Annotated in this window: 27 protein-coding genes; 20 read left to right on the forward strand and 7 right to left on the reverse strand. The window is 64.8% G+C overall.

Translation table 11 applies throughout. The annotated features are described in order from the left end of the window. Positions 1-121 precede the first annotated feature (121 nt). From OOZ63_RS08425 to pmbA, 3 genes are all read right to left on the reverse strand, one after another. A complete protein-coding gene (locus OOZ63_RS08425) occupies positions 122-1,204 on the reverse strand; it encodes a TRAP transporter substrate-binding protein (protein WP_266004979.1) in 1,083 nt (360 codons plus the stop codon). 154 nt (positions 1,205-1,358) lie between these two features. Beyond that, a complete protein-coding gene (locus OOZ63_RS08430) occupies positions 1,359-2,441 on the reverse strand; it encodes a TRAP transporter substrate-binding protein (RefSeq protein WP_266004980.1) in 1,083 nt (360 codons plus the stop codon). Positions 2,442-2,646: 205 nt separating this feature from the next. Then, positions 2,647-4,038, reverse strand: coding sequence for a metalloprotease PmbA (pmbA, locus tag OOZ63_RS08435; RefSeq protein ID WP_266004981.1), 1,392 nt, complete (start codon positions 4,036-4,038; stop codon positions 2,647-2,649). A 79-nt stretch (positions 4,039-4,117) separates the two neighbouring features. On the opposite strand from pmbA, the gene yjgA reads away from it, so the two are divergent. Genes yjgA through OOZ63_RS08450 form a run of 3 tightly spaced genes read left to right on the forward strand, consistent with a single transcriptional unit; the run spans position 4,118 to position 5,710 of the window. Next, entirely contained in the window at positions 4,118-4,666 is a 549-nt protein-coding gene (gene yjgA / locus OOZ63_RS08440) for a ribosome biogenesis factor YjgA (protein WP_266004982.1), read from the forward strand. Continuing rightward, positions 4,659-5,237, forward strand: a complete 579-nt coding sequence (gene mog, locus OOZ63_RS08445) for a molybdopterin adenylyltransferase (RefSeq protein ID WP_266004983.1) — start codon at positions 4,659-4,661, stop codon at positions 5,235-5,237. Before yjgA ends, mog begins: the two co-directional genes overlap by 8 nt. Next, on the forward strand, positions 5,234-5,710 hold the full coding sequence (locus OOZ63_RS08450) for an FKBP-type peptidyl-prolyl cis-trans isomerase (RefSeq protein WP_266004984.1): 477 nt from the start codon (positions 5,234-5,236) through the stop codon (positions 5,708-5,710). The genes mog and OOZ63_RS08450 overlap by 4 nt, the downstream gene beginning before the upstream one ends. A gap of 87 nt (positions 5,711-5,797) precedes the next feature. Here the strand turns inward: OOZ63_RS08450 and cysE are convergent, their stop codons facing one another. After that, on the reverse strand, positions 5,798-6,574 hold the full coding sequence (cysE, locus tag OOZ63_RS08455) for a serine O-acetyltransferase (protein ID WP_266004985.1): 777 nt from the start codon (positions 6,572-6,574) through the stop codon (positions 5,798-5,800). Between the two features lie 42 nt (positions 6,575-6,616). Further along, a complete protein-coding gene (locus OOZ63_RS08460) occupies positions 6,617-7,342 on the reverse strand; it encodes an RNA methyltransferase (RefSeq protein WP_266004986.1) in 726 nt (241 codons plus the stop codon). Positions 7,343-7,465: 123 nt separating this feature from the next. Here OOZ63_RS08460 and OOZ63_RS08465 point away from each other — a divergent pair, with 123 nt between their 5' ends. The 11 genes from OOZ63_RS08465 (at position 7,466) to OOZ63_RS08515 (ending at position 19,617) form a co-directional block, all read left to right on the forward strand. Then, on the forward strand, positions 7,466-8,404 hold the full coding sequence (locus OOZ63_RS08465) for an inositol monophosphatase family protein (RefSeq protein ID WP_266004988.1): 939 nt from the start codon (positions 7,466-7,468) through the stop codon (positions 8,402-8,404). A gap of 77 nt (positions 8,405-8,481) precedes the next feature. Continuing rightward, positions 8,482-11,079, forward strand: coding sequence for a DNA mismatch repair protein MutS (mutS, locus tag OOZ63_RS08470; RefSeq protein ID WP_266004989.1), 2,598 nt, complete (start codon positions 8,482-8,484; stop codon positions 11,077-11,079). 52 nt (positions 11,080-11,131) lie between these two features. Next, positions 11,132-11,956 carry an alpha/beta hydrolase gene (locus OOZ63_RS08475; protein ID WP_266004990.1) on the forward strand — a complete coding sequence of 275 codons (825 nt, stop codon included), beginning with the start codon at positions 11,132-11,134 and terminating at the stop codon, positions 11,954-11,956. Positions 11,957-12,000: 44 nt separating this feature from the next. Further along, positions 12,001-13,644 carry a CTP synthase gene (locus OOZ63_RS08480; RefSeq protein ID WP_266004991.1) on the forward strand — a complete coding sequence of 548 codons (1,644 nt, stop codon included), beginning with the start codon at positions 12,001-12,003 and terminating at the stop codon, positions 13,642-13,644. A 13-nt stretch (positions 13,645-13,657) separates the two neighbouring features. Beyond that, complete coding sequence (kdsA, locus tag OOZ63_RS08485) at positions 13,658-14,515, forward strand: 3-deoxy-8-phosphooctulonate synthase (protein WP_266004992.1); 858 nt, start codon at positions 13,658-13,660, stop codon at positions 14,513-14,515. 42 nt (positions 14,516-14,557) lie between these two features. Further along, entirely contained in the window at positions 14,558-14,848 is a 291-nt protein-coding gene (locus tag OOZ63_RS08490; protein WP_266004993.1) for a DUF1330 domain-containing protein, read from the forward strand. 98 nt (positions 14,849-14,946) lie between these two features. Continuing rightward, complete coding sequence (gene eno / locus OOZ63_RS08495) at positions 14,947-16,233, forward strand: phosphopyruvate hydratase (protein ID WP_266004994.1); 1,287 nt, start codon at positions 14,947-14,949, stop codon at positions 16,231-16,233. Positions 16,234-16,258: 25 nt separating this feature from the next. Next, positions 16,259-16,528, forward strand: coding sequence for a cell division protein FtsB (ftsB, locus tag OOZ63_RS08500; protein WP_266004995.1), 270 nt, complete (start codon positions 16,259-16,261; stop codon positions 16,526-16,528). 12 nt (positions 16,529-16,540) lie between these two features. Next, on the forward strand, positions 16,541-17,182 hold the full coding sequence (pnuC, locus tag OOZ63_RS08505) for a nicotinamide riboside transporter PnuC (protein ID WP_266004996.1): 642 nt from the start codon (positions 16,541-16,543) through the stop codon (positions 17,180-17,182). Further along, on the forward strand, positions 17,182-17,886 hold the full coding sequence (locus tag OOZ63_RS08510; RefSeq protein ID WP_266004997.1) for an AAA family ATPase: 705 nt from the start codon (positions 17,182-17,184) through the stop codon (positions 17,884-17,886). Before pnuC ends, OOZ63_RS08510 begins: the two co-directional genes overlap by 1 nt. A gap of 63 nt (positions 17,887-17,949) precedes the next feature. Then, positions 17,950-19,617 (forward strand): bifunctional metallophosphatase/5'-nucleotidase, encoded by a 1,668-nt coding sequence (locus tag OOZ63_RS08515; protein ID WP_266004998.1) that lies wholly within the window; start codon positions 17,950-17,952, stop codon positions 19,615-19,617. Between the two features lie 6 nt (positions 19,618-19,623). On the opposite strand, the gene OOZ63_RS08520 is transcribed toward OOZ63_RS08515, so the two are convergent. Both OOZ63_RS08520 and OOZ63_RS08525 read right to left on the reverse strand, forming a co-directional pair. Further along, positions 19,624-20,580: an Hsp33 family molecular chaperone HslO gene (locus OOZ63_RS08520; protein ID WP_137945015.1), complete on the reverse strand. Its 957-nt coding sequence runs from the start codon at positions 20,578-20,580 to the stop codon at positions 19,624-19,626. After that, positions 20,580-21,104, reverse strand: a complete 525-nt coding sequence (locus tag OOZ63_RS08525; protein ID WP_266004999.1) for a gamma carbonic anhydrase family protein — start codon at positions 21,102-21,104, stop codon at positions 20,580-20,582. The genes OOZ63_RS08520 and OOZ63_RS08525 overlap by 1 nt, the downstream gene beginning before the upstream one ends. 38 nt (positions 21,105-21,142) lie before the next feature. Between OOZ63_RS08525 and OOZ63_RS08530 the strand changes: the two genes are divergently transcribed. From OOZ63_RS08530 to OOZ63_RS08555, 6 genes are all read left to right on the forward strand, one after another. Beyond that, positions 21,143-21,931 carry a ferritin-like domain-containing protein gene (locus OOZ63_RS08530; RefSeq protein ID WP_266005000.1) on the forward strand — a complete coding sequence of 263 codons (789 nt, stop codon included), beginning with the start codon at positions 21,143-21,145 and terminating at the stop codon, positions 21,929-21,931. Positions 21,932-21,957: 26 nt separating this feature from the next. After that, entirely contained in the window at positions 21,958-22,290 is a 333-nt protein-coding gene (locus tag OOZ63_RS08535) for a hypothetical protein (protein ID WP_266005001.1), read from the forward strand. Between the two features lie 113 nt (positions 22,291-22,403). Next, a complete protein-coding gene (locus OOZ63_RS08540; RefSeq protein WP_266005002.1) occupies positions 22,404-23,189 on the forward strand; it encodes a TerC family protein in 786 nt (261 codons plus the stop codon). After that, positions 23,186-23,881, forward strand: a complete 696-nt coding sequence (locus OOZ63_RS08545) for a Bax inhibitor-1/YccA family protein (RefSeq protein WP_137945010.1) — start codon at positions 23,186-23,188, stop codon at positions 23,879-23,881. The genes OOZ63_RS08540 and OOZ63_RS08545 overlap by 4 nt, the downstream gene beginning before the upstream one ends. A gap of 151 nt (positions 23,882-24,032) precedes the next feature. Then, positions 24,033-24,944, forward strand: a complete 912-nt coding sequence (locus tag OOZ63_RS08550) for a DMT family transporter (protein WP_266005004.1) — start codon at positions 24,033-24,035, stop codon at positions 24,942-24,944. An 80-nt stretch (positions 24,945-25,024) separates the two neighbouring features. Then, complete coding sequence (locus OOZ63_RS08555) at positions 25,025-25,177, forward strand: hypothetical protein (RefSeq protein WP_171018425.1); 153 nt, start codon at positions 25,025-25,027, stop codon at positions 25,175-25,177. The last annotated feature ends 7 nt before the right edge of the window (positions 25,178-25,184 follow it).

Below are 25,184 nucleotides of genomic sequence, written 5' to 3' on the forward strand. Positions count from 1 at the left end.
GCCGCAAGTACCGCCAAGCCCAACAAGCCGCCCCGACGCAAGCCAGGGCGGCTTTTTCATGGGTGCCAAAAAAAACCCGCCGGGATCTGCATTCCGGCGGGTTCAGTGGCCTGGCGGCCGATCAGAGCTTTTGCTGCTGCATGAAGTCGTCGAAGCCGGCTTCGGCAAAGCGGAACCACAGGTTCTGCTCGCTGCGGAACTTGGCGTAGTCGTCGTAGACCTTCTTCCAGTTCGGATTCTTCGCCGACAACTCGCTGTAGACCGCCATCGACTCCTTGAAGGCCGCATCCATCACGTCCTTGGGGAAGCGCTGCAGCTTGGTGCCCGCAGCCACCAACTGGCGCAGTGCGGCCGGGTTGCGCGCGTCGTACTTGGCCTGCATCTCCGTGTGGGCATAGGCGGCCGCGCACTCGACGATGGCCTTGTACTCGGCGGACAGCCCCTCATAGGCCTTGGTGTTGATGTAGAGGTCCAGCTGCGGGCCGCCCTCCCACCAGCCGGGATAGTAGTAATGCGGCGCCACCTTATTGAAGCCCAGCTTCTGGTCATCGTAAGGACCGACCCATTCGGTGGCGTCGATCGTGCCCTTCTCCAGCGCCTGGTAGATCTCGCCGCCGGGGATGTTTTGCGGCACCCCGCCCAGGCGCTCCAGGACACGCCCGGCAAAGCCGCCGATGCGCATCTTCAGGCCCTTGATATCCGCCACCGATTTGATTTCCTTGCGATACCAGCCGCCCATCTGCGCGCCGGTATTGCCCATCGGAAAGCTGATGATGTTGTATTTGGCATAGAACTCACGCATGAGCTTCAGGCCATTGCCCTCGTACTGCCATGCCGTCATTTGGCGGCTGTTCAGGCCAAAGGGGATGGCGCAGCCCAGCGCAAAGGTCTCATCCTTGCCGAAGAAGTAGTAAGGCGCCGTGTGCGCCATCTCCACCGTCGCGTTCTGCACCCCGTCGACCACGCCGAAGGCCGGCATCAGCTCACCGCCGGCATGCACCGAGATCTCGAACTTGCCGCCCGACATCTCCTTGACCTTGCGGGCAAACACATCGGCAGCACCGTAGATGGTGTCCAGAGCCTTGGGGAAGCTCGAAGCGAGGCGCCATCGGATCTGCGCCTGTGCTTGCACCACGGCCGGAGCAGCCCCTGCCGCCAACACTCCAGCCAGACCGGCGTGGCCCACGAATGAACGTCTTTTCATCAATAGTCTCCTGTTATTGACTCACACAGCATGTGCTGGTTGATTCTATTTGTGCGCCTTGCGCCCGAACGGCAGGGGGAACCCGAGGCTTGCACAACAGGGACGAAAAAAAACCCCGCACAAGGCGGGGCCGTAGAGCCATGCGGGGTCAGCGTCAGAGCTTCTGTGCCTGCATGAAGTCGTCGAAGCCGGATTCGGCAAAGCGGAACCACAGGGTCTGCTCGCGGCGGAAATTGGCGTAGTCGGTGTAGACCTTTTTCCAGTTCGGATTCTTGGCCGACAGATCGCTGTAAAGCGCCATCGATTCCTTGAAGGCCAGGTCCAGCACGTCCTTCGGGAAGCGCTGCAACTTGGTACCGGCGGCCACCAGTTGGCGCAGCGCGCCCGGGTTGCGGCCGTCGTACTTGGCCTGCATGTCCACATGGGCGTGCGAGGAGGCCGCCTCTATGATGGCCTTGTACTCGGGCGACAGCGCGTCGTATGCCTTGTTGTTGATGAAGAAGTCGATCTGCGGACCGCCCTCCCACCAGCCAGGGTAGTAATAAAACGGCGCCACCTTGTGGAAGCCCAGCTTCTGGTCGTCGTAAGGGCCGACCCACTCGGCCGCATCGATCGTGCCCTTCTCCAGCGCCTGGTACAGCTCGCCGCCGGGGATGTTCTGCGGCACCCCACCCATGCGCTCGATCACCTTGCCGGCGAAGCCGCCGACACGGAACTTCAGGCCCTTCAGATCGGCGGTGGACTTGATCTCCTTGCGGTACCAGCCGGCCATCTGCGCACCGGTGTTGCCGCCCGGGAAGTTGATGATGTTGTAGTTGCGATAAAACTCGCGCATCAGCTTCAGACCATTACCCTCATACATCCATGCCGTCATCTGGCGCGAATTGAGGCCGAAGGGGATCGCACCGCCGATGGCGAAGGTCTCGTCCTTGCCGAAGAAATAGTAGGGCACCGTATGCGCCATCTCGACCGTGCCGTTCTGCACGCCGTCGACCACACCGAAGGCCGGCATCAGCTCACCACCCGAATGCACCGAGATTTGGAACTTGCCGCCGGTCATGTCGCTGACCTGCTTGGCAAACACCTCGGCACCGCCGTAAATAGTGTCTAGCGATTTCGGGAAGCTGGATGCCAGGCGCCAGCGAATATTCGCCTGCGCTTGCACGAAAGCGGGCGCAGTGCCCGCCGCCAACACACCGGCCAGACCGGCCTGCTTGACAAAGGAACGACGTTCCATCTTGAACTCCTCAGTGGTGGGCGCAGCCATTGCGCCGACTGTTTTATAGCGGCAGTCTCGGCCTACGGCCGGTCTTGTCCCCGATGCCCGGCAGCACCCCGTGAGCGCTGCAATGCAACTGATCATTGCACCACGGCGCGGCTTTCAGAAAGCTGACGCCGTGCGTGCTCGTGACACCAGATGCGCGCTCAGCGCACAACCTTCCTCAACTGCCCGCCAGCTTCATCCGGGCGATGAGCACCGAGCCAATGGTTTTGCTGCCGACAGTGTAGGCATCGGTACCGACACCGACGATCTGTCGGAACATCTCGGGCAGGTGGCCGGCAATCGTCACCTCATGCACGGGGTAGGCAATCTCGCCGTTCTCGACCCAGTAGCCGCTGGCGCCGCGCGAGTAGTCGCCGGTCACGTAGTTGACGCCCTGCCCCATCAGCTCGGTCACAAACAGGCCCCGGCCCATACGGCGCAGCATGGTCTTCAGGTCATCGCCCGGCGCGGTCCAGCGACTCGTCAATCGCAGATTGTGCGAACCGCCGGCATGGCCGGTGGTGCGCAGGCCCAGCTTGCGCGCTGAATAAGTGGACAGGAAATAGCCCTGCAGCACGCCGGCCTCGACGACCTGACGCGGCCGCGTGATCACGCCCTCGTCGTCGAACGGCGAGCTGCCCTTGCCCTTCAACTCATGCGGATCCTCGCTGATGTCCAGGTGCTCGGCCAGCACCGGCTTGCCCAGACTGTCGAGCAGGAAGCTGGCCTTGCGATACAACGCGCCGCCACTGGTCGCCTGCACCAGCGCGCCCAGCAGACCGGCCGCGACCGTGCTCTCGAACAGCACCGGCACTTCGGCGGTCTTCACCTTGCGCGACTTCAGGCGCGATAGCGCGCGCTCGGCGGCATAACGCCCCACGGCCTCCGGCGCGGCCAACTCGGCGGCATCGCGCATCGAGCTGTACCAGGAGTCGCGCTGCATGCCGGCGCCGCGACCGGCAATCGGCGCGACCGAGAGCGAGTGCCGCGAGCTGGCGTAGCCACCGCGGAATCCCCGGCTGTTACCGGAGAAGAAGTGCGACTGCTGGGCCGACACGGCCGCGCCTTCGGAATTGGTGATGCGCTTGTCGGTACTCAGCGCGGCGGCCTCGCAGCGCATCGCCAGCGCGGCCGCGCCCTCGGCATCGATGGCCCAAGGGTGAAACAGGTCCAGCTCGGGGCGAGCTGTGGCGTCGAGGGACAGGTCTTGCTCGTCGGGCAGGCCGGCCACCGGGTCTTCGGCAGTAAAGCGGGCAATGTCGAAGGCCGCGCGCACGGTGTCCTGCAGCGCCTTGGCCGAGAAGTCCGAGGTACTGGCGTTGCCGCGGCGCTGGCCCACATAGACCGAAATGCCCAGCGACTTGTCACGATTGCGCTCAACATTCTCCAGCTCGCCCTTGCGCACCGAGACCGACAGGCCGCAGCCCTCGGAAACCTCGGCGCCGGCGTCGCTGGCGCCCAGGCGCTTGGCTTCGGCCAGCACCTCGTCGACCAGCTCGCGGAATCGTTCCTGGCTGTAGGCGAAGCCGGCTTCGGCGGTGGGGACGGGGGCGGGGGTGGACTTGGGCATGGAGGGGCGGGGCGCGGGAGATCGGTTGTGGGCGACAATCATACGGGCGCCGGCGCTGCCCGCCTGATCAGAGAGCCTTATGACCTACCCCCAAGAAGAGAACATTCCGGACGACGACGACTTCTACGACCGTCCCAGCAAGACCCAGAAGAAGAAGGACTCCCATGAGCTCCAGTCGCTGGGCGAGGATTTGCTGACCCTGCCGGCCGACCGCGTCGCCCCGCTGGGCCTGCCAGAAATCCTGCTCGACGCCGTCAAGGCCGCCAAGAAGATCACCGCCCACGAGGCCCGGCGCCGCCAGATGCAGTACATCGGCAAGCTGATGCGCAAGGTCGACCCCGAGCCGATCAAGGAGGCCGTGGCCGCTTTCAAGCTGGGCCATGCCAAAGACAGCCTGGCCCTTCACCAGAGCGAGCGCTGGCGAGAACGCCTGCTGGCCAGCGATGATGAATTGCAAGCCTTTGTCAGCGAGCATCCCGAGGTCGATGTGCAGCAGCTGCGCAGCCTGGTGCGCGCGGCTCGCAAGGATGCCGCTGCGGCACCCGAGCAGCGCAGTGGCCGCGCCTTCCGCGAGCTGTTCCAGTTGATCAAGACCGAGCAACTGCGCGTGGAGCCGACCGATGAGTGAGCAGGCGGTCCGCATCGGCATTGTCTCGATCAGCGACCGCGCCTCCAGCGGCGCCTACGAAGATAAGGGCCTGCCGGCGCTGCAGGGCTGGCTCACGGCCGCGCTGCTGAACCCCATCCACTTCGAGCCTCGCCTGATCCCTGACGAGCGCCCGTTGATTGCGGCGACCTTGCGTGAACTGGTCGACGAGGCCAAGTGCGATCTGGTGCTGACCACTGGCGGCACAGGCCCTGCCCTGCGCGATGTAACCCCGGAAGCCACGCTGGACGTGGCAGACCGCGAAATGCCGGGCTTTGGCGAGCAGATGCGCCAGATTTCAATGCATTTCGTGCCCACCGCCATCCTGTCGCGCCAGGTCGCGGTGATACGCGGCCAGAGCCTGATCATCAATCTGCCGGGCCAGCCTAAGGCCATCGCGGAGACCCTGGCAGGCCATGCTGGCGCGAGCGGCATTTTTGCGGCCGTGCCCTATTGCATCGACCTGATCGGCGGCCCCTATCTCGAAACCCGCGACGAGGTCTGCAAGGCCTTCCGTCCGAAATCCGCGCTGAAGAAGCCGACAAACCCATGAAGATCCAGAAAGACACCATTGCCACCTTGAAGCTGAAGGTGGCGGATGCCAAAGGCAAGCTGATCGAGGAATCGAAGGAGCCCATGGCCTGCCTGATTGGCGGCTATGGCAACACCTTGCCGGCCGTCGAAGACGCCTTGATGGGACAGGAGGCCGGCTTCCTGATCACGCTGAACCTGACGCCCGAGACTGCCTTCGGCGAGCGCGATGAGAGCCTGTTGCGCAGCATCGCCAAGAAGGACTTCCCGCCGGGCGTCAAGGTCGGCGGCCAATTGGAGCTGCGCGAGGCCGAGGGCGAGTTTCAACTCTTCAACGTCGTCAAGATCAAGGGCGATACCGTGATCCTGGACGGCAACCACCCACTGGCCGGCATGAGCCTGAAGGTCACCGTCAAGGTGGTCTCGGTGCGCGCGGCCAGCGCCGAGGAAGTGGCCCATGGCCACGCACACGGCGACCATGGTCATCATCATTGAGACGGGAATATAGCCAGTCCCTGGGGACCGGCCGCCCCCCCCTGTCGAAGTCCATGCCATGTCAAGCATGGCCTGGCTGAGCCTGCCCTACTTGCCGATCAGCTGATTGAGCTTGGCAGCCTCGAAACACTCGGTACGGGCCGCATCCGAGGGCACACAGTCCTTGTCTGAGCTGCGCACCTTGGAAAGAGTCTCGATGGCCTGCCAGAGCAGCGCGATCTGGTGGTCCTGGCCCGAGGCGTTGTCAATCAGCCCGCGCAGGGCCTGGGACAAGGGGTCGTCGCTCTGCGTTACGCCATAGGCCGAGAATCCCATCCTGGCCGCCTGGGCCTCGCGCTCGGCATCTGCTTTGGCCTCAATGATGCGCGCCGGGTTGCCCACCGCAGTGGCGCCCGGCGGCACCGGTTTCGTGACCACGGCCAACGAGCCGATGCGCGCACCAGCCCCCACTGTGAAGCCGCCCAGCACACAGGCATTGGCGCCAACGATGACGCCGGCCTCTAGGGTCGGGTGGCGCTTTGCGCCCTTGATCAGGGCCGTGCCGCCCAGGGTCACGCCCTGGTAGATGGTGCAGCCATCGCCGATCTCGGCCATCTCACCGATCACAACCCCCATGCCATGGTCGATGAAGACCTTGCGGCCTATGGTCGCGCCGGGATGGATCTCGATGCCGGTCAGGAAGCGACCGCAGTGCGAGATGAAGCGCCCCAGCCATTTCAGGCCATGGGTCCAGCACCAGTGGGCGCGGCGGTGCAGCACCAGCGCATGCAGACCCGGATAACAGGTCAGCGCCTCCCAGGCCGAACGGGCGGCGGGGTCTCGCTCAAGAATGCAGGCGATGTCTTCGCGAAGGCGCTGGAACATTGGAAATCATGGAGAAGTGGCCAAACAGTTTAGCGGCCGCGCTCAATCCTCGCTGGCGCGGGGCTTGACCATCTGACGCGCGATGCCGCGCAGGATATGGACCTCCTCGCGGGTCAGCTGCGCGCGGTTGAAGAGCTGGTTGAGCCGCGGCATCAGCTTGCGCGGTGCAGCCGGGTCCAGAAAGCCGATCGCCTCCAACGAGGCCTGCAGATGGCTCAGCAGGCCCTGCACAGCCTGGGCATCGGCCAGCTCGGGGTCGGCCGTGCGTGCCTGCACGGCGAAGCCGCCCAGCGCCTGGCGCAGGTCATAGGCCAGCAGCTGCACGGCCTGGGCCAGGTTCAGCGAGCCGTAGTCGGGATGGGTCGGGATCGATAGCACCGCATGGCAGCGGTAGACGTCCTCGTTGCTCATGCCGTAACGCTCGGAGCCGAACACCAAGCCGATCTTGTGCTGCGCCAGGGCCAGCTCGGCGAACAGGGCACGCGGCTCACGCGTCGGCGGGCCGAAATCGCGCGGTGTCATCGCGGTGGCGCAGGCGAAGGTGACACCGTCCAGCGCCTCCTCCAGACTCGTGACGACGCGAGCCCGGGCCAAGATATCGGCCGCCCCGCTGGCCATCGCCACCGTGTCCTCCTGGCACAAGACATCAGCAAAACGCGGCCGCACCAGCACCAGCTCGGCGAAACCCATCACCTTCATTGCCCGGGCGGCGGCCCCCACATTGCCCGGGTGGCTGGTCTCAATCAGGATGAATCGTGTGGAATCCACGGTGCCCCTTGCCGGTCTCGGCTAAAATGTCGGATTATCTGCGGCCAGGGCATCGCCCCTCGTATCGCAACGCTCTTTCCTTTCGCCAGTCCACCCCCCAATTCGTTTGCAGGTTCACCACGCATGACGCAAGTTGCTCTCCATCCCATGCTAAATGTCGCCATCAAGGCGGCGCGCGCAGCAGGTTCCATCATCAACCGCGCGTCCCTGGACCTCGACATCCTGAAGATCAACACCAAGTCGCCCAATGACTTCGTGACCGAGGTGGACCAGGCGGCGGAAAACGCCATCATCGAGATCCTGCTGCAAGCCTACCCCGACCACGGCATCCTGGCCGAGGAGTCGGGTCGCGAGCATGGCGCCAAGCACTCCGAGTTCGTCTGGATCATCGATCCGCTGGACGGCACGACCAACTTCATCCACGGCTTGCCGATGTACTGCGTGTCGATCGCGCTGGCACATCGCGGCGTGGTGCAGCAGGCTGTGGTCTACGACCCGACGCGCAACGACCTGTTCTACGCGACCAAGGGCCGCGGTGCCTTCCTCAACGACCGCCGCCTGCGCGTCTCCAAGCGCACCCGCATGAGCGACGCGCTGATTGGCACCGGCTTCCCCTTCCGCCGTGGCGACAACTTCAAGCGCTATCTGAAGATGTTTGAGGAGATCATGCCCTTGTGCGCCGGCTTGCGCCGCCCGGGCGCGGCCGCGCTGGACCTCTGCTACGTAGCCGCCGGCTATTACGACGCATTTTTCGAGACCGGTCTGAACCCCTGGGACGTGGCCGCCGGCTCGCTGATCATCACCGAGGCCGGTGGCCTGATCGGCAACTTCACCGGTGAGTCCGACTTCATGAACCAGCGCGAAGTGCTCGCTGGCAGCCCCAAGATTTACGGCCAGTTGGTGCCCATCCTGGCGCCCTACAGCCGCGTGATCAAGGCTGAAGAGGAAGCCGCAGAAGCCAAGCCCAGCGCTGCCGATGTCGTGGCTGCCGATGTCGCCGCCGCGCCGAAGAAGCGCGCCTCGGTGCGCATCAAGAAGGGCAGTGAGGGCGACACTGCCTGAAGCTGACCTAAACTCCCGCTCAGAGCCCCTGCAAAGCCCTCGCCCGAGGGCTTTGTTCATTTCCAGACCACCTACTCATGAGCCAGATTTCTGTCGCCGCCCCTCAGGACTTTTCGGCCCACACCCCGGTGATGGCGCAATACCTGCGCATCAAGGCCGAGTACCCCGATGTGCTGGTGTTCTTCCGCATGGGCGACTTCTACGAGGTCTTTTTCGACGACGCCCGCAAGGCCAATGCGCTGCTGGACATCACGCTGACCACGCGGGGCCAGAGCGCCGGCCAGCCAGTCGTGATGGCCGGGGTGCCGGTAAACGCGCTGGAGAGCTATCTGGCCAAGCTGATCAAGCTGGGCGAGGCAGTCGCAATTGCCGAGCAGGTCGGCGATGTGGCCACGGCCAAGGGGCCCGTCGAGCGCAAGGTCGTGCGCGTGGTCACGCCAGGCACGGTCACGGACACCGAGCTGCTGGCCGACAAGCAGGACTCCATCCTGCTGGCCGTTGCCGCCCAAGGAAAGAGCTTGGGCTTGGCCTGGCTGTCGCTTACCAAGGGAGAGCTGGGTCTGGCCGAATGCAGTGAGCGCGAGCTGCCGTCCTGGCTGGCCCGCATGAGCCCGGCCGAGGTGCTGGTGGACCGCGAGCGCCAGCCCGCCGGCGTACTGGCTGCGCGGCTGCCGATCACGAACCGGCCGAGCTGGCAGTTCGACACCGCGCTGGGCGTGCGCAAGCTCTGCGAGCAACTGGGCGTGGCCAGCTTGGCAGGCTTCAATGCGCAGGCGCTGAACACGGCCCATGCCGCCGCGGCCGCGCTGCTGAGCTATGCCGAACACACACAGGGTCGGGCGCTGGCCCATGTGAAGAGCCTGCAGGTGCAGCGCAGCAGCGACCTGCTGGACTTGCCACCGGCCACCCAGCGCAATCTGGAGCTGACCCAGACCTTGCGCGGCGAGAGTTCGCCGACCCTGCTGTCGGTGCTCGACAGCTGCCGCACAGGCATGGGCAGCCGCGCGCTGCGCCACTGGCTCTTGCACCCGCGGCGCGAGCGCGGCGAGGCGCTAGCCCGGCATCAGGCGATTGCCAGCCTGCTGGCGGCCAGCCCCGAGCCGCTGCGCGAAGCCATGCGCCATGTCTGCGATGTCGAGCGCATTGCCGCTCGCGTCGCGCTGCGCCAGGTGCGTCCGCGCGAGCTGACCGGCCTGCGCGCGACCCTGCAGATACTGCCTGAGCTGGCCCAGACCTTGCCCAGCGGCGCGCCGCTGATCGACCAACTGGCCGAGGGGCTGGCCGCCTCGCCGCATATCCAAGAACTGCTGAGTCGCGCCATCGCCGAGGAGCCGGCCGTGCTATTGCGCGACGGTGGTGTGATTGCCGCCGGCTTCGACGCCGAACTCGACGAGCTGCGTGGCATCAGCCAGAACTGCGACGCCTTCCTCCTGGACCTGGAGGCGCGCGAGCGCGCCCGTACCGGCATCGCCAATCTGCGCGTGCAGTTCAACAAGGTGCATGGCTTCTATATCGAGGTCACCCAGGGCCAGATCGACAAGGTGCCGATGGACTACCAGCGCCGCCAGACCTTGAAGAATGCCGAGCGCTACATCACGCCCGAGCTGAAGGCCTTCGAGGACAAGGCGCTGTCGGCCCAGGAGCGCTCGCTGGCGCGCGAGAAGCTGCTCTATGAGGCAGTGATCGACCATCTGGTGGAGGAGCTGCAGCCGCTGACCGCGCTGGGCCGGGCGCTGGCCAGCTTGGACGCGCTGGCGGCACTGGCCGAGCGGGCCGCCAGCCTGCGCTGGTGTCGGCCCGAGTTCGTCAGCCAGCCTTGCATCGAGATCGGTGCCGGCCGGCATCCGGTTGTCGAGATGCGGCTGCGTGAGACCGGCGCCGGCGAGTTCATGGCCAATGACTGCCGACTCGACGCCCGCACCCGCATGCTGATCATCACCGGCCCGAATATGGGCGGCAAGAGCACGTTCATGCGCCAGGTGGCCCTGATCAGCCTGCTGGCCGCCATAGGCTCCTATGTGCCGGCCACCAGCTGCCGACTTGGACCGATGGACGCAATCCACACCCGCATCGGCGCGGCCGACGATCTGGCCAATGCGCAATCTACCTTCATGCTGGAGATGACCGAGGCTGCCGCCATCCTGCACAGCGCGACCGAGCAGTCGCTGGTGCTGATGGACGAGATCGGGCGCGGCACCTCGACCTTCGACGGCCTGGCGCTGGCCGGCGCCATCGCCAGCCATCTGCATGACAAGAGCCGCGCGTTCACGCTGTTTGCGACCCATTATTTCGAGCTGACCGAGTTCCCGGCCAAGCATGCCGGCGCGCTCAACAGCCATGTCGGTGCGGTCGAGAGCGGCGACGACATCGTTTTTCTGCACGAGTTGCAAGCCGGCCCGGCCAGCCGCAGCTACGGCGTGCAGGTGGCGCGGCTGGCCGGCATGCCCGCCAGCCTGGTGCGCCAGGCGCGGGCCACGCTCGAGGCACTGGAGGCCAAGGCCTGCGAAGACGAGGCGCAGATCGATCTGTTCGCCACACCGCCCGAGCCTGTTGCCGCTGTCGCCGATGCGACCAGCCCGGCCCTGCGGGCATTGCAAGATCTGGATCCCGACGCACTGAGCCCGCGCGAGGCGCTCGACGCGCTGTACCGATTGAAGAAACTCAGCAAGACATGACCCTCGCCGCCGCGCCCAAGACCCTGGTTTTTTGGCGAAAGACTCGCTGCATATGAATCAAGGCACGCTCGTCTTCTCCCACGCCAATGGCTTTGGCGCCGGCTGCTACCGGGTTCTGTTCGAGGCCTGGCGCGCGGCCGGCTGGGATGTCCATGCCCTGCCCCGTATTGGCCATGACCCGGCCTACCCGGTCACAAGCAACTGGCCGCATCTGCGCGATCAACTGATTCACTTCATCGAGCGCGAGATCAAACCCAGCGGCCCGGTCATGCTGGCCGGCCATTCGCTGGGCGGCATGCTGAGTCTGCTGGTGGCCTGCCGCCGGCCCGATCTGGTCGAAGGCCTGCTGATGCTGGACAGTCCAGTCGTCAGCGGCTGGCGCGCCCACAGCGTGCGCATGGCCAAGGCGACGCGGCTGATGCCCCGCATCTCGCCCGGCAAGATCTCCAGCCACCGCCGCCATGAATGGCCGACGCGGGCGGCGGTGCAGGAGCACTTCGCCGCCAAGCACAAGTTCGCCCGCTGGGACCCGCGGGTGCTGGCCGACTATGTGGCCAGCGGCTTCGAGGAGCACGCAGACAAGACCCGGCTGACCTTTCAGCGCGAGATCGAGACCCGCATCTACAACACCTTGCCTCATCATCTGCCAGCCCTGCTGCGCCGGTACCCGCCGCGCTGCCCGATCGGCTTTGTCGCCGGCACACAGTCTGAAGAACTGCGCCAGGCTGGGGCCGCCGCCTCGAAGGCGCTGGCACGCCAGCATTTCCGCTGGATGGAAGGCAGCCACCTCTATCCCTTCGAGCGACCCGACGACACGGCCGCCTTGGTACTGCAAATGCTCGACGAGCTCCGGGCAGCGCGAGCCGCCTCGCTATAATCACGCTTTACCACCACAGCGTTCTTGCACGGGCGCTGCAAGACATGACCAAGTACGTCTTCGTCACAGGCGGTGTGGTGTCCTCACTCGGCAAGGGCATCGCATCGGCCTCACTGGCTGCCATCCTCGAATCGCGCGGCCTCAAGGTCACCCTGATCAAGCTCGATCCCTACATCAACGTGGATCCGGGCACTATGTCGCCCTTCCAGCATGGCGAGGTCTTCGTCACCGATGACGGGGCCGAAACCGATCTGGACCTGGGCCACTACGAGCGCTTCATCACCACGCGGATGAGGAAGAGCAATAACTTCACCACCGGCCAGATCTATATGTCGGTGCTGGAGAAGGAACGCCGCGGCGACTACCTGGGCAAGACCGTCCAGGTGATCCCCCACATCACCAATGAGATGCAGGATTTCATCCGTCGCGGCGCCGGCCAGGGCACGCCGGATGCCGTCGATGTGGCCATCGTCGAGATCGGCGGCACGGTCGGCGATATCGAATCCCTGCCCTTCCTCGAAGCGGCTCGCCAGATGAGCCTGAAGGCAGGCCCGAACAATGTCGCGTTCGTGCACCTGACCTATGTGCCCTGGATCGCCGCGGCCGGTGAGCTCAAGACCAAGCCGACCCAGCACACGGTGCAGAAGCTGCGCGAGATCGGCATCCAGCCGGACGCGCTTCTGTGCCGCGCCGACCGCCGCATCCCGGACGATGAGCGCGAGAAGATCTCGCTGTTCACCAATGTGGCCGAGTACGGTGTGATCTCGATGTGGGACGTGAACACCATCTACAAGGTGCCGCGCATGCTGCACGAGCAGGGTCTGGACCAGCTGATTTGCACCAAGCTGCAGCTCAACACGAAGTCCGCCGACCTCAAGCGCTGGGACACCCTGGTGCACGAGGTTGAGCATCCGACCAAACATGTCACGATCGCCATGTGCGGCAAGTACACCGATCTGAGCGACTCCTACAAATCGCTCAACGAGGCACTGCGCCACGCCGGCATCCACAACCATTCGGGCGTGAAGATCGAGTATGTGGACTCGGAGCTGCTGACGCCCGACAACATCGATCAGCTCGGCCAGTACGACGCCATCCTGGTGCCGGGTGGCTTCGGCAAGCGCGGCGTCGAGGGCAAGATCCTGGCGGCCAAGTACGCCCGCGAGCACAAGGTGCCTTATCTGGGTATCTGCTTGGGCATGCAGGTCGCGACCATCGAGTACGCCCGCCATATGGCCGGCCTGGCTGGCGCCAATTCGACGGAGTTCGAGCCCGAGACTCCCAACCCGGTGATCGCCTTGATCGACGAATGGCAGGACGCCGACGGCACGATCCAGAAACGCGATGAGAAGAGCGATCTGGGCGGCACGATGCGTCTGGGCGCGCAGAGCTCGGACGTCAAGCCCGGCACCCTGGCCCATGACATCTACGGCCCGGTGGTCACCGAGCGCCATCGCCATCGGTATGAGGCCAACGAGCACTATCTAGACCGCCTGCAAGAGGCCGGCCTGGTGATCTCGGCCATCACCCAGCGCGAGAAACTGACCGAGATGGTCGAGTTGCCGCGTTCTGTCCATCCCTGGTATGTCGGCGTGCAATTCCACCCGGAATTCAAGTCCACACCCTGGGACGGGCACCCGCTGTTCACCGCCTTTATCAAGGCGGCGCTCGAACACAAACAAGCCTGAAGGAACACCTGCCATGAAGCTGTGCGATTTTGAGGTCGGAATCGACCGTCCCTTCTTCCTGATCGCTGGCACATGCTCGATCGAGGGCCTGGAGATGAGCATGGAAGTGGCCGGCCGGCTCAAGGAGGCCTGCTCAGCCCTAGGCATCCCGCTGATCTACAAGGGCTCCTTCGACAAGGCCAACCGCTCGTCGGGCAGCACCAAGCGCGGCTTGGGGCTGGAGGCAGGCCTGAAGATCCTGGACGAGGTGCGCCGTCAACTGCATCTACCCATCCTGACCGATGTGCATGACGAAGCGCAGGTGGCCGATGTAGCCGCAGTGGTCGACGTGCTGCAGACCCCGGCCTTCCTGTGCCGCCAGACCGACTTCATCCGCGCAGTGGCCAAGTCTGGCAAGCCGGTGAACATTAAGAAGGGTCAGTTCCTCGCGCCCTGGGACATGAAGAACGTCATCGACAAGGCGCGCGATGCGGCTCGCGAAGCTGGCCTGTCGGAAGACCGCTTCCTGGCCTGCGAGCGCGGCGTGAGCTTCGGCTACAACAACCTTGTGGCCGATATGAGCAGCCTGGCCGAGATGCGTAAATCCGGCGCGCCGGTGGTGTTCGACGTGACCCACTCGGTGCAAAAGCCCGGTGGTCAGGGCACGAGCAGCGGCGGCGCCCGCGAAATGGTGCCAGTCCTGGCCCGCGCCGGCGTAGGCGCGGGCGTGGCCGGTCTCTTCATGGAAACCCATCCGCGTCCGGCAGAGGCCTGGTCCGACGGGCCCAACGCAGTGCCGCTGCAACACATGCGAACGCTGCTGGAGCAACTCGTTGCGCTGGACCGCGTGGTCAAGACCCAACCCCTTCTAGAAAATGACTTCTCCTGCTGAGGAGAAGTCGCTTCACCGGAACGACTTCAGCCGCTGATCGCAATGCCTTCTGCCTACATCCTTGCCAACGTCCAGGTCACCAACCCCGCGCAGTACGAGGAGTACAAGAAATTCTCCTCGGCCGCGATGCAAGCCCATGGCGCCGAAGTCTGCGTGCGCGGTGGCAAGGTCGAGGTGCTGGAAGGCGACTGGACGCCCGGCCGTGTCGTACTGCTGAAGTTTGCGTCGGTCGAAGCCGCCCGGGCCTTCAATGACTCGCCTGAGTATGGCCAAGCCCGCGCGGCGCGCCAGGGCGCGGCCGTGATGCGCATGGTCTTGATCGAAGGCGTTTGAGCCCCCATACAGCCGGCATCTTGTTGTGCGCTGGTAACGAAAATCCGGCACCATCGCGCCGCCCAAAGATTTTTTGACCTTCTGGAGACCTCGAGAATATGAGCGCTATTGTTGACATCGTCGGCCGTGAGATTCTGGACAGCCGCGGCAATCCCACCGTCGAGTGCGATGTGCTGCTTGAGTCCGGCGTGATGGGCCGCGCCGCCGTGCCTTCGGGTGCATCGACCGGTTCGCGCGAAGCTATCGAGCTGCGCGACGGCGACAAGAGCCGCTATCTGGGTAAGGGCGTGCTGAAGGCCGTCGAGCACATCAACACCGAAATCTCCGAGGCCGTGCTGGGCCTGGACGCCTCCGAGCAGGCCTTTCTGGACCGCACGCTGATCGATCTGGACGGCACCGAGAACAAGAGCCGCCTGGGTGCGAACGCAATGCTGGCGGTCTCGATGGCCGTGGCCCGTGCAGCCGCCGAGGAGTCCGGCCTTCCGCTGTACCGCTATTTCGGCGGCATGAACGGCAACCAGTTGCCCGTGCCGATGATGAACGTCATCAACGGCGGCGAGCACGCCAACAATAATCTCGACCTGCAAGAGCTGATGATCATCCCGGTCGGCGCACCGAGCTTTCGAGAAGCGTTGCGCTGGGGTGCCGAAGTCTTCCACGCGCTCAAGAAGATCCTGCACGACAAGCACATCAGCACCGCGGTTGGCGACGAAGGCGGCTTCGCCCCTAACGTCGAGAATCATGAAGCTGCGATCCAGATGATTCTGGAAGCGATCGACAAGGCCGGCTACACCGCAGGCGAGCAGATCGCGCTGGGCCTGGACTGCGCCGCCAGCGAGTTCTACAAGGACGGCAAGTATGTGCTCGAAGGCGAAGGCGGCATCCAGCTGTCCTCGCAAGAATGGACCGACATGCTGGCCACCTGGGTCGACAAATACCCGATCATCTCGATCGAAGACGGTATGGCCGAGGGCGACTGGGATGGCTGGAAGATCCTGACCGACCGCCTGGGCAAGAATGTGCAGATCGTCGGGGACGACCTCTTCGTCACCAACACCAAGATCCTGAAGGAAGGCATCGACAAAGGCATCGCCAACTCGATCCTGATCAAGATCAACCAGATCGGCACCCTGACCGAGACCTTCGCCGCGATCGAGATGGCCAAGCGCGCCGGCTACACCGCCGTGATCTCGCACCGCTCGGGCGAGACGGAAGACTCGACCATCTCCGACATCGCCGTCGGCCTGAACGCCGGTCAGATCAAGACAGGCTCGCTGAGCCGCTCGGACCGCATGGCCAAGTACAACCAGCTGCTGCGCATCGAAGAAGACCTGGGCGATGTGGCCGTGTACCCCGGCCGCGCGGCCTTCTACAACCTGCGCTGACCGCGCGAGCAGCTAGACTGCGGGCGTGAAAATTCTCAGCATCATCCTGGCCTGCTTTCTGCTGGCCATCCAGGCCCAGCTCTGGTTCGGCAAGGGCGGCATGCCGCGTGTCGTGCAGCTGCGGGCCGAGCTGGCTGAGCAGCAGCTGGCCAATGACAAGGCCCGCGCGCGCAATGCGCAGCTCGACGCCGAGCTGCGCGATCTGCGGGAGGGCCTGGAGATGGTCGAGGAAAAGGCCCGCTTCGAGCTGGGCATGATCAAGCCCGACGAGATCTTCGTCCAGCTGCGGCGCTGAGATGACTCCGTCATGATCGATGCGATGCTGCAGCCGCTGCAACCTCTGCTCGCCCCGGCCTTTGAGGCCTTCGGCAGCCCGATCACCTGGACCGAGATCCTGGCCTTTGTGCTGGCGGTCTGGATGGTGCTGTGCAATATGCGCGTTCATGTATTGGCCTGGCCGCTGGCTCTGTTGAGCTCCCTGCTCTACTTTCTGCTGTTTTGGAGCGGCAAGCTGTACGGGGAGGCAAGCCTGCAACTGGTCTTCGCCAGCCTGGCGGTCTGGGGCTGGTGGCAATGGCTGCGCGGCAAGGACGAGCGGGGTCAGGACTTGCGGGTGCGCCTGCTGAGCCCTCGGGGGCGCTGGCTGGCGGTGCTGGCCGTGCTGCTGGCCTGGCCACTGCTGGGCTTGTTCCTGCAGCGCCAGACCGACTCCCCCGCGCCCTACTGGGATGCCTTCCCGACCGTGGCCAGCCTCTTGGGCCAGTATCTACTGGGACGCAAGTACCAGGAGAACTGGAGCGTCTGGGTGCTGGTCAATGTGGTCAGCGTCAGCCTGTTCGCCTACAAGGGCTACTGGCTGACCGTGCTGCTGTATGCCGTCTTCATCCCGATGTCGGTGGCCGGCTGGCGTGCCTGGCAGCGCCAGTTGCAGCCTGCCGTCACGGCCTGATGGCGGGCCTGTGCATTGCCATCGTCGGCGCCGAGAGCACCGGTAAGAGCCGCTTGGCCAAAGAGCTGGCCCTGAGGCTGGCGGTCGATACCGACCTGCGCTGCACTTTCGTCTCCGAGCATCTGCGCCACTGGTGCGAGCGCGCCGGGCGCACGCCGCGCGCCGATGAGCAGACGGCGATTGCCGCCACGCAGCTCGCGATGATCGACGCGGCACGCATCGATCACGATGTCGTGGTCGCCGACACCACGCCGCTGATGACGGCCGTCTACAGCCAGCTGCTGTTCGACGACAAGAGCCTGCTGCCCGGCGCCCTTCAAGCACAGCGCCGCTTCGCACTGACCTTGCTGACCGCGCTGGACCTGCCCTGGGTGGCAGACGGCCTGCAACGTGACGGCGCCCATGTGCAAGCCCCGGTCGACGCGGCCTTGCGCCAGGCGCTGATTCAGTCAAGGCTGAATTGGGCCGTCATTTCCGGCCAGGGCCAGGACCGGCTGGAGGCCGCGCTGACGGCGGTGACTCCATTGCTGAGCAGGCAGCTCAGTGCCGGCCAAGGCCTGTTCACCCGCTTGCAGGCGCGCCAGGACGCCCTGCCCTCGCAGTCCTGGATCTGCCGCGACTGCGATGTGCCCGAGTGCGAGCACGCCAGCTTGCAGCGTACGCGACGACGGGAATCTGAAGGCTCTGCGGGTTTCGACACTTGACGATGCCAAGCTCGGCCATCGACACTCGCAACCTGCTTGCAAACGTTTGCCCGGAGTGTCCTGATGATGAAGAGTTCCGCCCTCACCCTGCTGGCCTCAGCCCTGGCCTTGTCGGGCTGCGCGATGCTGAGCCCGGCGCCCAGTGGCCCGGTGGCGGTCAAGGTGCTGGCGATCAATGACTTCCACGGCAATCTGAAGCCGACCAGCGGCATCCGCATCAAGGACCCGGCCGACCCCAGCAAGACCATCACCGTGCCGGCCGGCGGCGCCGAACACCTGGCCACCGCGGCGCGGCAGTTGATCCAAAAGAACCCCAATCACATCTTCGTCGCCGCCGGTGACCTGATCGGCGGCAGCCCGCTGCTGTCGGCGCTGTTCTATGACGAGCCGACGATCGAATCGCTGAGCCTGATGGGGCTGGAAGTCGCGGCCGTAGGCAATCACGAGTTCGACGGCGGCATCGCCGAGTTGCTGCGCAAGCAATATGGTGGCTGCCATCCGATGCATGGCTGCAAGGGTCCGACCCAGTTCAAAGGCGCAAAGTTCCAGTACCTGGCTGCCAGCACCTGGGATACCAAGACCGGCAAGACCGTGCTGCCGGCCTATCACGTCAAGCGCTTCAACGGCGTGCCGATGGCCTTCATCGGCCTGACCTTGAAGGGCACGCCAGAGATCGTCACGCCCAGCGGAGTGGCGGGGCTGCGCTTCGATGACGAGGCCGAGACCGTCAACAAGCTGGTGCCCGAGCTGCGGGCACAGGGCATCGAGGCGATCGCACTGCTGATCCACGAGGGCGGCTTCCCGACCGGCGACTACAACGAATGCCCAGGCATCTCGGGCCCCATCGTAGACATCGTCAAGAAGCTGGACAAGGCGGTCGACTTGGTCGTCAGCGGCCATACCCACCGCGCCTACCAGTGCAATATCGACGGCCGCCTGGTGACCAGCGGTGACAAGTACGGCACCATCGTCACCGAGATAGATCTGCAGCTCGACCCGAAGAGCCGGGACGTTATCAGCGCCAGCGCCAACAATGTGATCGTGCGCACCGAGCGCTATGCCAAGGACCCGGCCCAGACCCAGCTGATCGCCGCCTACGAGAAGCTGGCCGAGCCATTGGCCAAGCGCGTCGTTGGCCGCATCAGCGACAGCATCTCGCGCGAGGCCAGCCCGGCCGGCGCGATGCCTATGGGCCAGCTGATCGCCGACGCCCAGTTGGCCGCGACGGCCGGCGCCAACGAGGGCGGCGCGGTGATGGCGCTGATGAACGCCGGCGGCGTTCGTGCCGCGCTGAACAAAAGCGCCAGCGGCGAGGTCACTTATGCCGACGCCTTTGCGGTCCAGCCCTTCTACAACAACCTGGTCACGATGACGCTGACCGGCGCGCAGATCCACCGCCTGCTGGAGCAGCAATGGCGCAGCGAGGATGTGCGCGGCGCCTTCCTGCAGGTCTCCAAGGGATTCAGCTACAGCTGGGATGCGAAGAAGCCGCTGGGCTCGCGCGTGCCGGCCGAGAGCATCAAGCTCAATGGCCAGACGCTGGATCCGCAGACCGGCTACCGCGTCACCGTCAACAGTTTCATCGCCAGCGGCGGCGATGGCTTTCGCGTGTTGACCGAGGGCAAGAACGCTCGCACCGGGGTGATGGACGTGGACGCGCTGGAGCGATATCTCACCACCCAGCCCAATATCACCCCCAGCGCGCTCGACCGGGTCCAGCGCCTGAACTGAGTCGACCTACTGCAAGGTGCCCGAGCTCGGCTGGGCCTGATGGCCGACGGTGAAGAGCTCGGCCACATCCACAGCGTCGTAGTGATACTGCAGGCCGCAGAACTCGCAGCCGACCTCGACATGGCCGCGCTCGGCCACGACCGAGTCGATCTCCTCGCGGCCCAGGCTTTTCAGCATCGAACCTACCCGCTCGCGTGAGCAGCTGCAGGCAAAGCTCGGGGTCTGCGGCTCGAAGCGGCGCACCGTTTCCTCCCAGAACAGCCGGCGCAAGATCGTGTCGGCATCCAGGGTCAATAGCTCCTCGCTGGTCAGGGTCGCGGCCAGGATGCTGATGCGGTTGTAGGCATCGGACAGCCCGATATCGTCCTCGTTCTTCGCGCCGGCCAGATTGCCCTCGCCCTGCACCGGCAGGCGCTGAATCAGCAGGCCGGCGGCGATTTGGTCATTCGCCGCCAGCACCAGCTTGGTATCCAGTTGTTCGGACTGCAGCATGTAGTGCTCCAGCACCTCGGAGAGTTGCTGCAGCGGCTCGCGCTGGTCGCCATGCAGGGGCACGACACCCTGGTAGGGCTGCTGGCCGGGGAACTTGTCCTTGGGGTCCAGCGTGATCGCGCAGCGTCCCTTGCCGTGAACATTCAGCATCGCCTCCAGCTTGGCTCCCTCGGGCACCTCGCCGACCAGCTTGGCTGTGGCGCGGAAACTCAGGTCTGGCTGCACCTCGGCCACAGCCAGCTTGACCGGGCCGTCGCCGAAGACCTGCAGCACCAGGGCGCCATTGAACTTGATGTTCGACTGCATCAGCACGCCAGCAGCCGCCATCTCGCCCAGCAGCGAACGCAGCTCGGGCGGATGGGCACCGACGGTCTCGCGGCGCTTGAGCACCTCTTGCCAGCTGCCGGTCAGTCGCACCAGCATGCCGCGCACAGGCAGGCCTTCGAACAGAAACTTATGCAATTCACTCATTACTTGATCTTTTTCAAACCCGTCGAATAGCGCCGGGAGTTGTCTATGTAGTGGCGGGCACTGGCTTTTAAACCTTCGATCTGTGCCGGGCTGAGCTCACGCACCACCTTGGCCGGGCTGCCGACGATCAGCACCCCGTCCGGAAATTCCTTGCCCTCGGTCACCAGCGCGCCGGCACCGACCAGCGAGTTCTTGCCGATCTTCGCGCCATTGAGCACTATCGCCCCGATACCAATCAGCGAGTTCTCACCCACAGTGCAGCCATGCAGCATGACCTGGTGGCCGACCGTGACGTTCTCGCCCAACTGTAGTGGGAAGCCGGTGTCCGCATGCAGCACCGAGCCGTCCTGAATATTCGTGCCCCGGCCTATGGTCAGTGAGTCGCTGTCGCCGCGCAAGACGGCGTTGAACCACACGCTGCAGTCCTCGGCCAGCGTGACCCGGCCTATCACCTGGGCGCTGTCAGCCACCCAGGCCGAGTCGGCAATATCGGGCTTGTGTTCGCCCAGCTCGTACTTGGCCATCGCTCGTCTCCTCTGGGCACAAAGCGATAATTGTAAGAATGGAAGCCCGTAGACGCGCCCTGAAGGTCTTGTGTATCGCCGATCCGGCGCAAAAAGCGACAGCAGCACGCGAGCTCTACGACGCCGCCCGGGGCGATCTGCCGCTCGACACAGCCCAGGCATTCGTACGGCCGGACGGCCTGCCGGGTCGCCCCGAGCACCCACGACTGGTGCCGACGCTACAGGTGCCCAAACGCTCCCCCTTCACGACAGAGGGCCGCGCCGCGCTGCTGCATGCGATCGCCCATATCGAGTTCAACGCGATCAATCTGGCGCTGGATGCGGTCTGGCGCTTTGCCGGCATGCCGCGCGAGTTCTATCTGGACTGGCTCAAGGTCGCGGCCGAGGAAGCGCTGCATTTCACGCTGCTGCACGAGCATCTGCAAGGCCTGGGCCGGCGCTATGGCGACTTTGACGCCCATGACGGCCTGTGGACCATGGCCGAACGCACCGCCGGCGATGTGCTGGCCCGCATGGCTCTGGTACCGCGCACGTTGGAGGCGCGCGGCCTGGACGCCACACCACCGCTGCAGGCCAAGCTGGCCCGTGCGGGTGACACCCGCGCAGTCGAGATCCTGTCCGTCATCCTGCGCGACGAGATCGGCCATGTCGAGATCGGCAACCGCTGGTATCGCCAGCTGTGCCGCGAGCGCGGCCTCGATCCGGTGGCCCTCTATCCCGATCTGGTCCGCCAGTACGAGGCGCCGCGGCTGCGCCCGCCCTTCAATCTGTCAGCCCGCCATGCAGCCGGGTTCAGTGCGGAAGAGCTGGCCTATCTGCAATCCTAGCCACAGGCAAGTACACTAGCGTTTGTATGCCTCGCTGGATTCTTGCCATCCTCACCGCTGTGATGCTCGTCCTTGCACTTGCGCCCGCGTCGGGACAGGTGCAGACCAGTCTGGGCGAGCAACAGGCTTGGTGCGATGGCTCAGAGCCGTCCGGCCCGAGCACACCCGCTGGCGCGGTCGCCGAGCATCTGCCCATGGACGGCGCGCTGGAGATCCCCGAGCTGTTCGACGGCCCCCGTCCGCTTGGATCCGAGGACCGGATCGACGTGACACCGCCAAGCCAGAGCGCGATCGTGATGCCCCCGCCCTTTCTGAAGGGGCCGCAACGCCCCCCCCGCGCGGCAGCCCTGCACGCCTGAGCCCGGCTCGGGCCAGGTCGAACCCTGCACGCCCTTGCACCATACCTCTCTCTCACTACTGAACTCACTCGGCGCGACCAGCCCTCGAAGCTGGCCGCCATCGGACCCCGGCCATGGACATTCTTCTCGACCCCAATATCTGGATCGCCTTCGCGATGCTGACCGCCCTGGAGATTGTCCTTGGCATCGACAACATCATCTTCATCTCCATCCTGGTCGGCCGCCTTCCGCCGCATATGCGCGACAAGGCACGCCGCCTGGGCCTGGGTTTTGCGATGGTGTCGCGCCTGGCTTTGCTGTTCACGCTGAGCTGGGTGATGGGGCTGACGGCCGATCTGTTCACGGTGCTGGGCCAAGGCATCAGCGGGCGCGACCTGGTGCTGCTGTTCGGTGGCCTGTTCCTGCTCTACAAGGCCTCGCACGAGATCTTTGTCGAGGTCGAGGCACATGAGCAGGACGGCCCGCCTGTCACCGAGACGGCCGAGATGAAGGCCGCCGGCCAGCGTCTGTTCTGGGCCATCATCGGCCAGATCGCCATCATCGACATCGTGTTCTCGCTGGACTCGGTGATCACCGCGGTCGGTATGGTCGACCAGATCGGCGTGATGGTGGCCGCCGTAGTCACCTCGGTCGGCGTGATGCTGGTGGCGGCCAAGCCGATCGGCGACTTCGTCGACCGTCACCCCTCAGTCAAGGTGCTGGCACTGGCCTTCCTCGTCATGGTCGGCATGGCGCTGACCGCCGAAGCCTTCGATCAAGAAATTCCCAAGGGCTATATCTACGCCGCGATGTGCTTCTCGCTGGCGGTCGAAGCCCTGAATATCCGGGCCCGCAGCAAGCGCCAGGCGCTTGCCAAGCCCGAATCCCTCTCTCATTCCCACTCCAAGGAGCTGTCATGAACCAAAACCTGAACCACTACGCCACCGCCACCGGCGGCACGGCAGTCAGCGTTGAACGCAACCGCGTGTTGCGCAACACCTACTGGCTGCTCGCCCTGTCCATGGTGCCTACCGTGCTGGGCGCCTGGCTGGGCGTCAGCACCGGTATCGCTCGCGCGATGTCGCCGATGGTCAGCCTGATCGTCTTCATGGCCGGCGCCTTCGGCTTCATGTATGCGATCGAGAAAACCAAGAACTCGGCTGCTGGCGTGCCCATGCTGCTGGCTTTCACCTTCTTCATGGGCGTGATGCTGTCGCGACTGGTCGGCACGGTGCTGGGCCTGGCCAATGGTGCCAGCCTGATCATGACCGCCTTCGCCGGCACTGGGGCGATCTTCCTGGGCATGGCCTCGCTGTCCTCGGTGATCAAGCGTGACCTGAGTTCGATGGGCAAGTTCCTCTTCATCGGCATGATCATGTTGCTGGTGGCCGGCATCGCCAACATCTTCCTGCAATCCAGCGCGCTGATGATCACACTGTCGGTGCTGGCGATCGGCATCTTCTCGGCATTCATCCTGTATGACCTCAAGCGCGTGCAGGACGGCCTGGAAACCAACTACATCACCGCTACCCTGGGCGTGTACCTGAGCATCTACAACGTGTTCCAGTCGCTGCTGGCCCTGCTGGGCATCTTCGGTGGCCGTGACGAGTAAGTAGCCGCCCCACCCGCGAGAACGCGAGCGCTTCCCCGGGGGGCGCAAGTCGTTCTTGGGGCGGCCTGGCGAACGCCTTGTCTGTGATCGAGAAGCAAGGGCGGGACTTATCATCCCGCCCTTGCTCATTTTTGCGCCCGCCGTCCTTGCTGTGTCCCGTGTCCAAGCCAATCTCCTGCTCGTTCTTATCGCCCTGATCTGGGGTTCGGCCTTTGTCGCGCAAAGCCATGGCATGGCTGATATCGGGCCGATGGCCTTCACCGGCGTGCGCTTCCTGATCGGCGCCCTGGTCGTGGCCCCGCTGGCCTGGCGCGAGTGGCAGGGCCTGCAGCGCCAGGCAAGGCCCCTACAGCCGGTCGACGGGCTGAAGATCGGCGGGCTGGGCTGCTTGCTGCTGCTGGGCGCAGCGATGCAGCAGATCGGCATCGTCAGCACCACGGTCACCAATGCCGGCTTCCTGACGGCGCTGTATGTGCCCCTGGTGCCGGTGCTCGGCTGGCTGCTGCTGCGCCAGTTGCCGCACTGGTCGGTCTGGCCCGGCGCGCTGGCCTGCCTGGTGGGCGCCTTTTTGCTTTCGGGGGCTCATACCCTGCAGGTCAGCCTGGGGGACAGCTGGATCATTGCCTCCGCCATGCCCTGGGCCCTCCATGTGTTGCTGGTTGGCCGGGTGGCCGACCGCATGAACGCCCCCTTCCTGGTGGCCTGCGGGCAGTTTGTTGTCTGTGGTCTGCTTGCGCTGGCCTGGGCCTTGCTGTTCGAGCCGCTGAGCTGGGCGGGTCTGCAAGCTGCTGCACTGCCGATTGCCTACACTGGCGTTCTTTCGGTCGGCGTGGCCTTCACCGCCCAGGTGGTGGCCCAGCGCTATGCTCATGCGGCCGATGCCGCCATCATCCTCTCGTCCGAAACGCTGTTTGCGGCGCTGTTTGGCTATCTGTTGATGGGCGACCGGCTGGGTGAGGCCGGCCTGCTGGGCTGCGGCCTCATCCTGGCCAGCATGCTGGCGATCCAGCTGCTGCCGCTGCTGAGGACCCGGAAACCGGTGTTTATTAGCGAAAACCCTTAGGTTTTTCACAGGGTTTTCACTTAGTCATGCCAGAATCGCTCCTGAAGTCATTCACTTGAATGGCAACGGAGACTCAAATCATGACCAACGCTAATATTTCGCTGAGCCACAACAACGCCTATCTGCTGGCCGATTCCGCCAGCGCATCCAGCGGCCGCATCGAGACCTATGCTTTCGCTGCTCTGCTGGCCCTGTTCGGCGCCACCTCGCTGCTGGCTCTGCTGGGCGCCTGATCGAGCG

The organism is Paucibacter sp. PLA-PC-4 (assembly GCF_026241155.1).
GTDB lineage: Bacteria > Pseudomonadota > Gammaproteobacteria > Burkholderiales > Burkholderiaceae_C > Roseateles_E.

Bases quoted from the DNA above. Each gene is read 5' to 3' on its own strand.
- OOZ63_RS08425 (WP_266004979.1), bottom strand. From the start codon at position 1,204: ATGAAAAGACGTTCATTCGTGGGCCACGCCGGTCTGGCTGGAGTGTTG.
- OOZ63_RS08430 (WP_266004980.1), bottom strand. From the start codon at position 2,441: ATGGAACGTCGTTCCTTTGTCAAGCAGGCCGGTCTGGCCGGTGTGTTG.
- pmbA (WP_266004981.1), bottom strand. From the start codon at position 4,038: ATGCCCAAGTCCACCCCCGCCCCCGTCCCCACCGCCGAAGCCGGCTTC.
- yjgA (WP_266004982.1), top strand. From the start codon at position 4,118: ATGACCTACCCCCAAGAAGAGAACATTCCGGACGACGACGACTTCTAC.
- mog (WP_266004983.1), top strand. From the start codon at position 4,659: ATGAGTGAGCAGGCGGTCCGCATCGGCATTGTCTCGATCAGCGACCGC.
- OOZ63_RS08450 (WP_266004984.1), top strand. From the start codon at position 5,234: ATGAAGATCCAGAAAGACACCATTGCCACCTTGAAGCTGAAGGTGGCG.
- cysE (WP_266004985.1), bottom strand. From the start codon at position 6,574: ATGTTCCAGCGCCTTCGCGAAGACATCGCCTGCATTCTTGAGCGAGAC.
- OOZ63_RS08465 (WP_266004988.1), top strand. From the start codon at position 7,466: ATGACGCAAGTTGCTCTCCATCCCATGCTAAATGTCGCCATCAAGGCG.
- mutS (WP_266004989.1), top strand. From the start codon at position 8,482: ATGAGCCAGATTTCTGTCGCCGCCCCTCAGGACTTTTCGGCCCACACC.
- OOZ63_RS08475 (WP_266004990.1), top strand. From the start codon at position 11,132: ATGAATCAAGGCACGCTCGTCTTCTCCCACGCCAATGGCTTTGGCGCC.
- OOZ63_RS08480 (WP_266004991.1), top strand. From the start codon at position 12,001: ATGACCAAGTACGTCTTCGTCACAGGCGGTGTGGTGTCCTCACTCGGC.
- kdsA (WP_266004992.1), top strand. From the start codon at position 13,658: ATGAAGCTGTGCGATTTTGAGGTCGGAATCGACCGTCCCTTCTTCCTG.
- OOZ63_RS08490 (WP_266004993.1), top strand. From the start codon at position 14,558: ATGCCTTCTGCCTACATCCTTGCCAACGTCCAGGTCACCAACCCCGCG.
- eno (WP_266004994.1), top strand. From the start codon at position 14,947: ATGAGCGCTATTGTTGACATCGTCGGCCGTGAGATTCTGGACAGCCGC.
- pnuC (WP_266004996.1), top strand. From the start codon at position 16,541: ATGATCGATGCGATGCTGCAGCCGCTGCAACCTCTGCTCGCCCCGGCC.
- OOZ63_RS08510 (WP_266004997.1), top strand. From the start codon at position 17,182: ATGGCGGGCCTGTGCATTGCCATCGTCGGCGCCGAGAGCACCGGTAAG.
- OOZ63_RS08515 (WP_266004998.1), top strand. From the start codon at position 17,950: ATGATGAAGAGTTCCGCCCTCACCCTGCTGGCCTCAGCCCTGGCCTTG.
- OOZ63_RS08520 (WP_137945015.1), bottom strand. From the start codon at position 20,580: ATGAGTGAATTGCATAAGTTTCTGTTCGAAGGCCTGCCTGTGCGCGGC.
- OOZ63_RS08525 (WP_266004999.1), bottom strand. From the start codon at position 21,104: ATGGCCAAGTACGAGCTGGGCGAACACAAGCCCGATATTGCCGACTCG.
- OOZ63_RS08530 (WP_266005000.1), top strand. From the start codon at position 21,143: ATGGAAGCCCGTAGACGCGCCCTGAAGGTCTTGTGTATCGCCGATCCG.
- OOZ63_RS08535 (WP_266005001.1), top strand. From the start codon at position 21,958: ATGCCTCGCTGGATTCTTGCCATCCTCACCGCTGTGATGCTCGTCCTT.
- OOZ63_RS08540 (WP_266005002.1), top strand. From the start codon at position 22,404: ATGGACATTCTTCTCGACCCCAATATCTGGATCGCCTTCGCGATGCTG.
- OOZ63_RS08545 (WP_137945010.1), top strand. From the start codon at position 23,186: ATGAACCAAAACCTGAACCACTACGCCACCGCCACCGGCGGCACGGCA.
- OOZ63_RS08555 (WP_171018425.1), top strand. From the start codon at position 25,025: ATGACCAACGCTAATATTTCGCTGAGCCACAACAACGCCTATCTGCTG.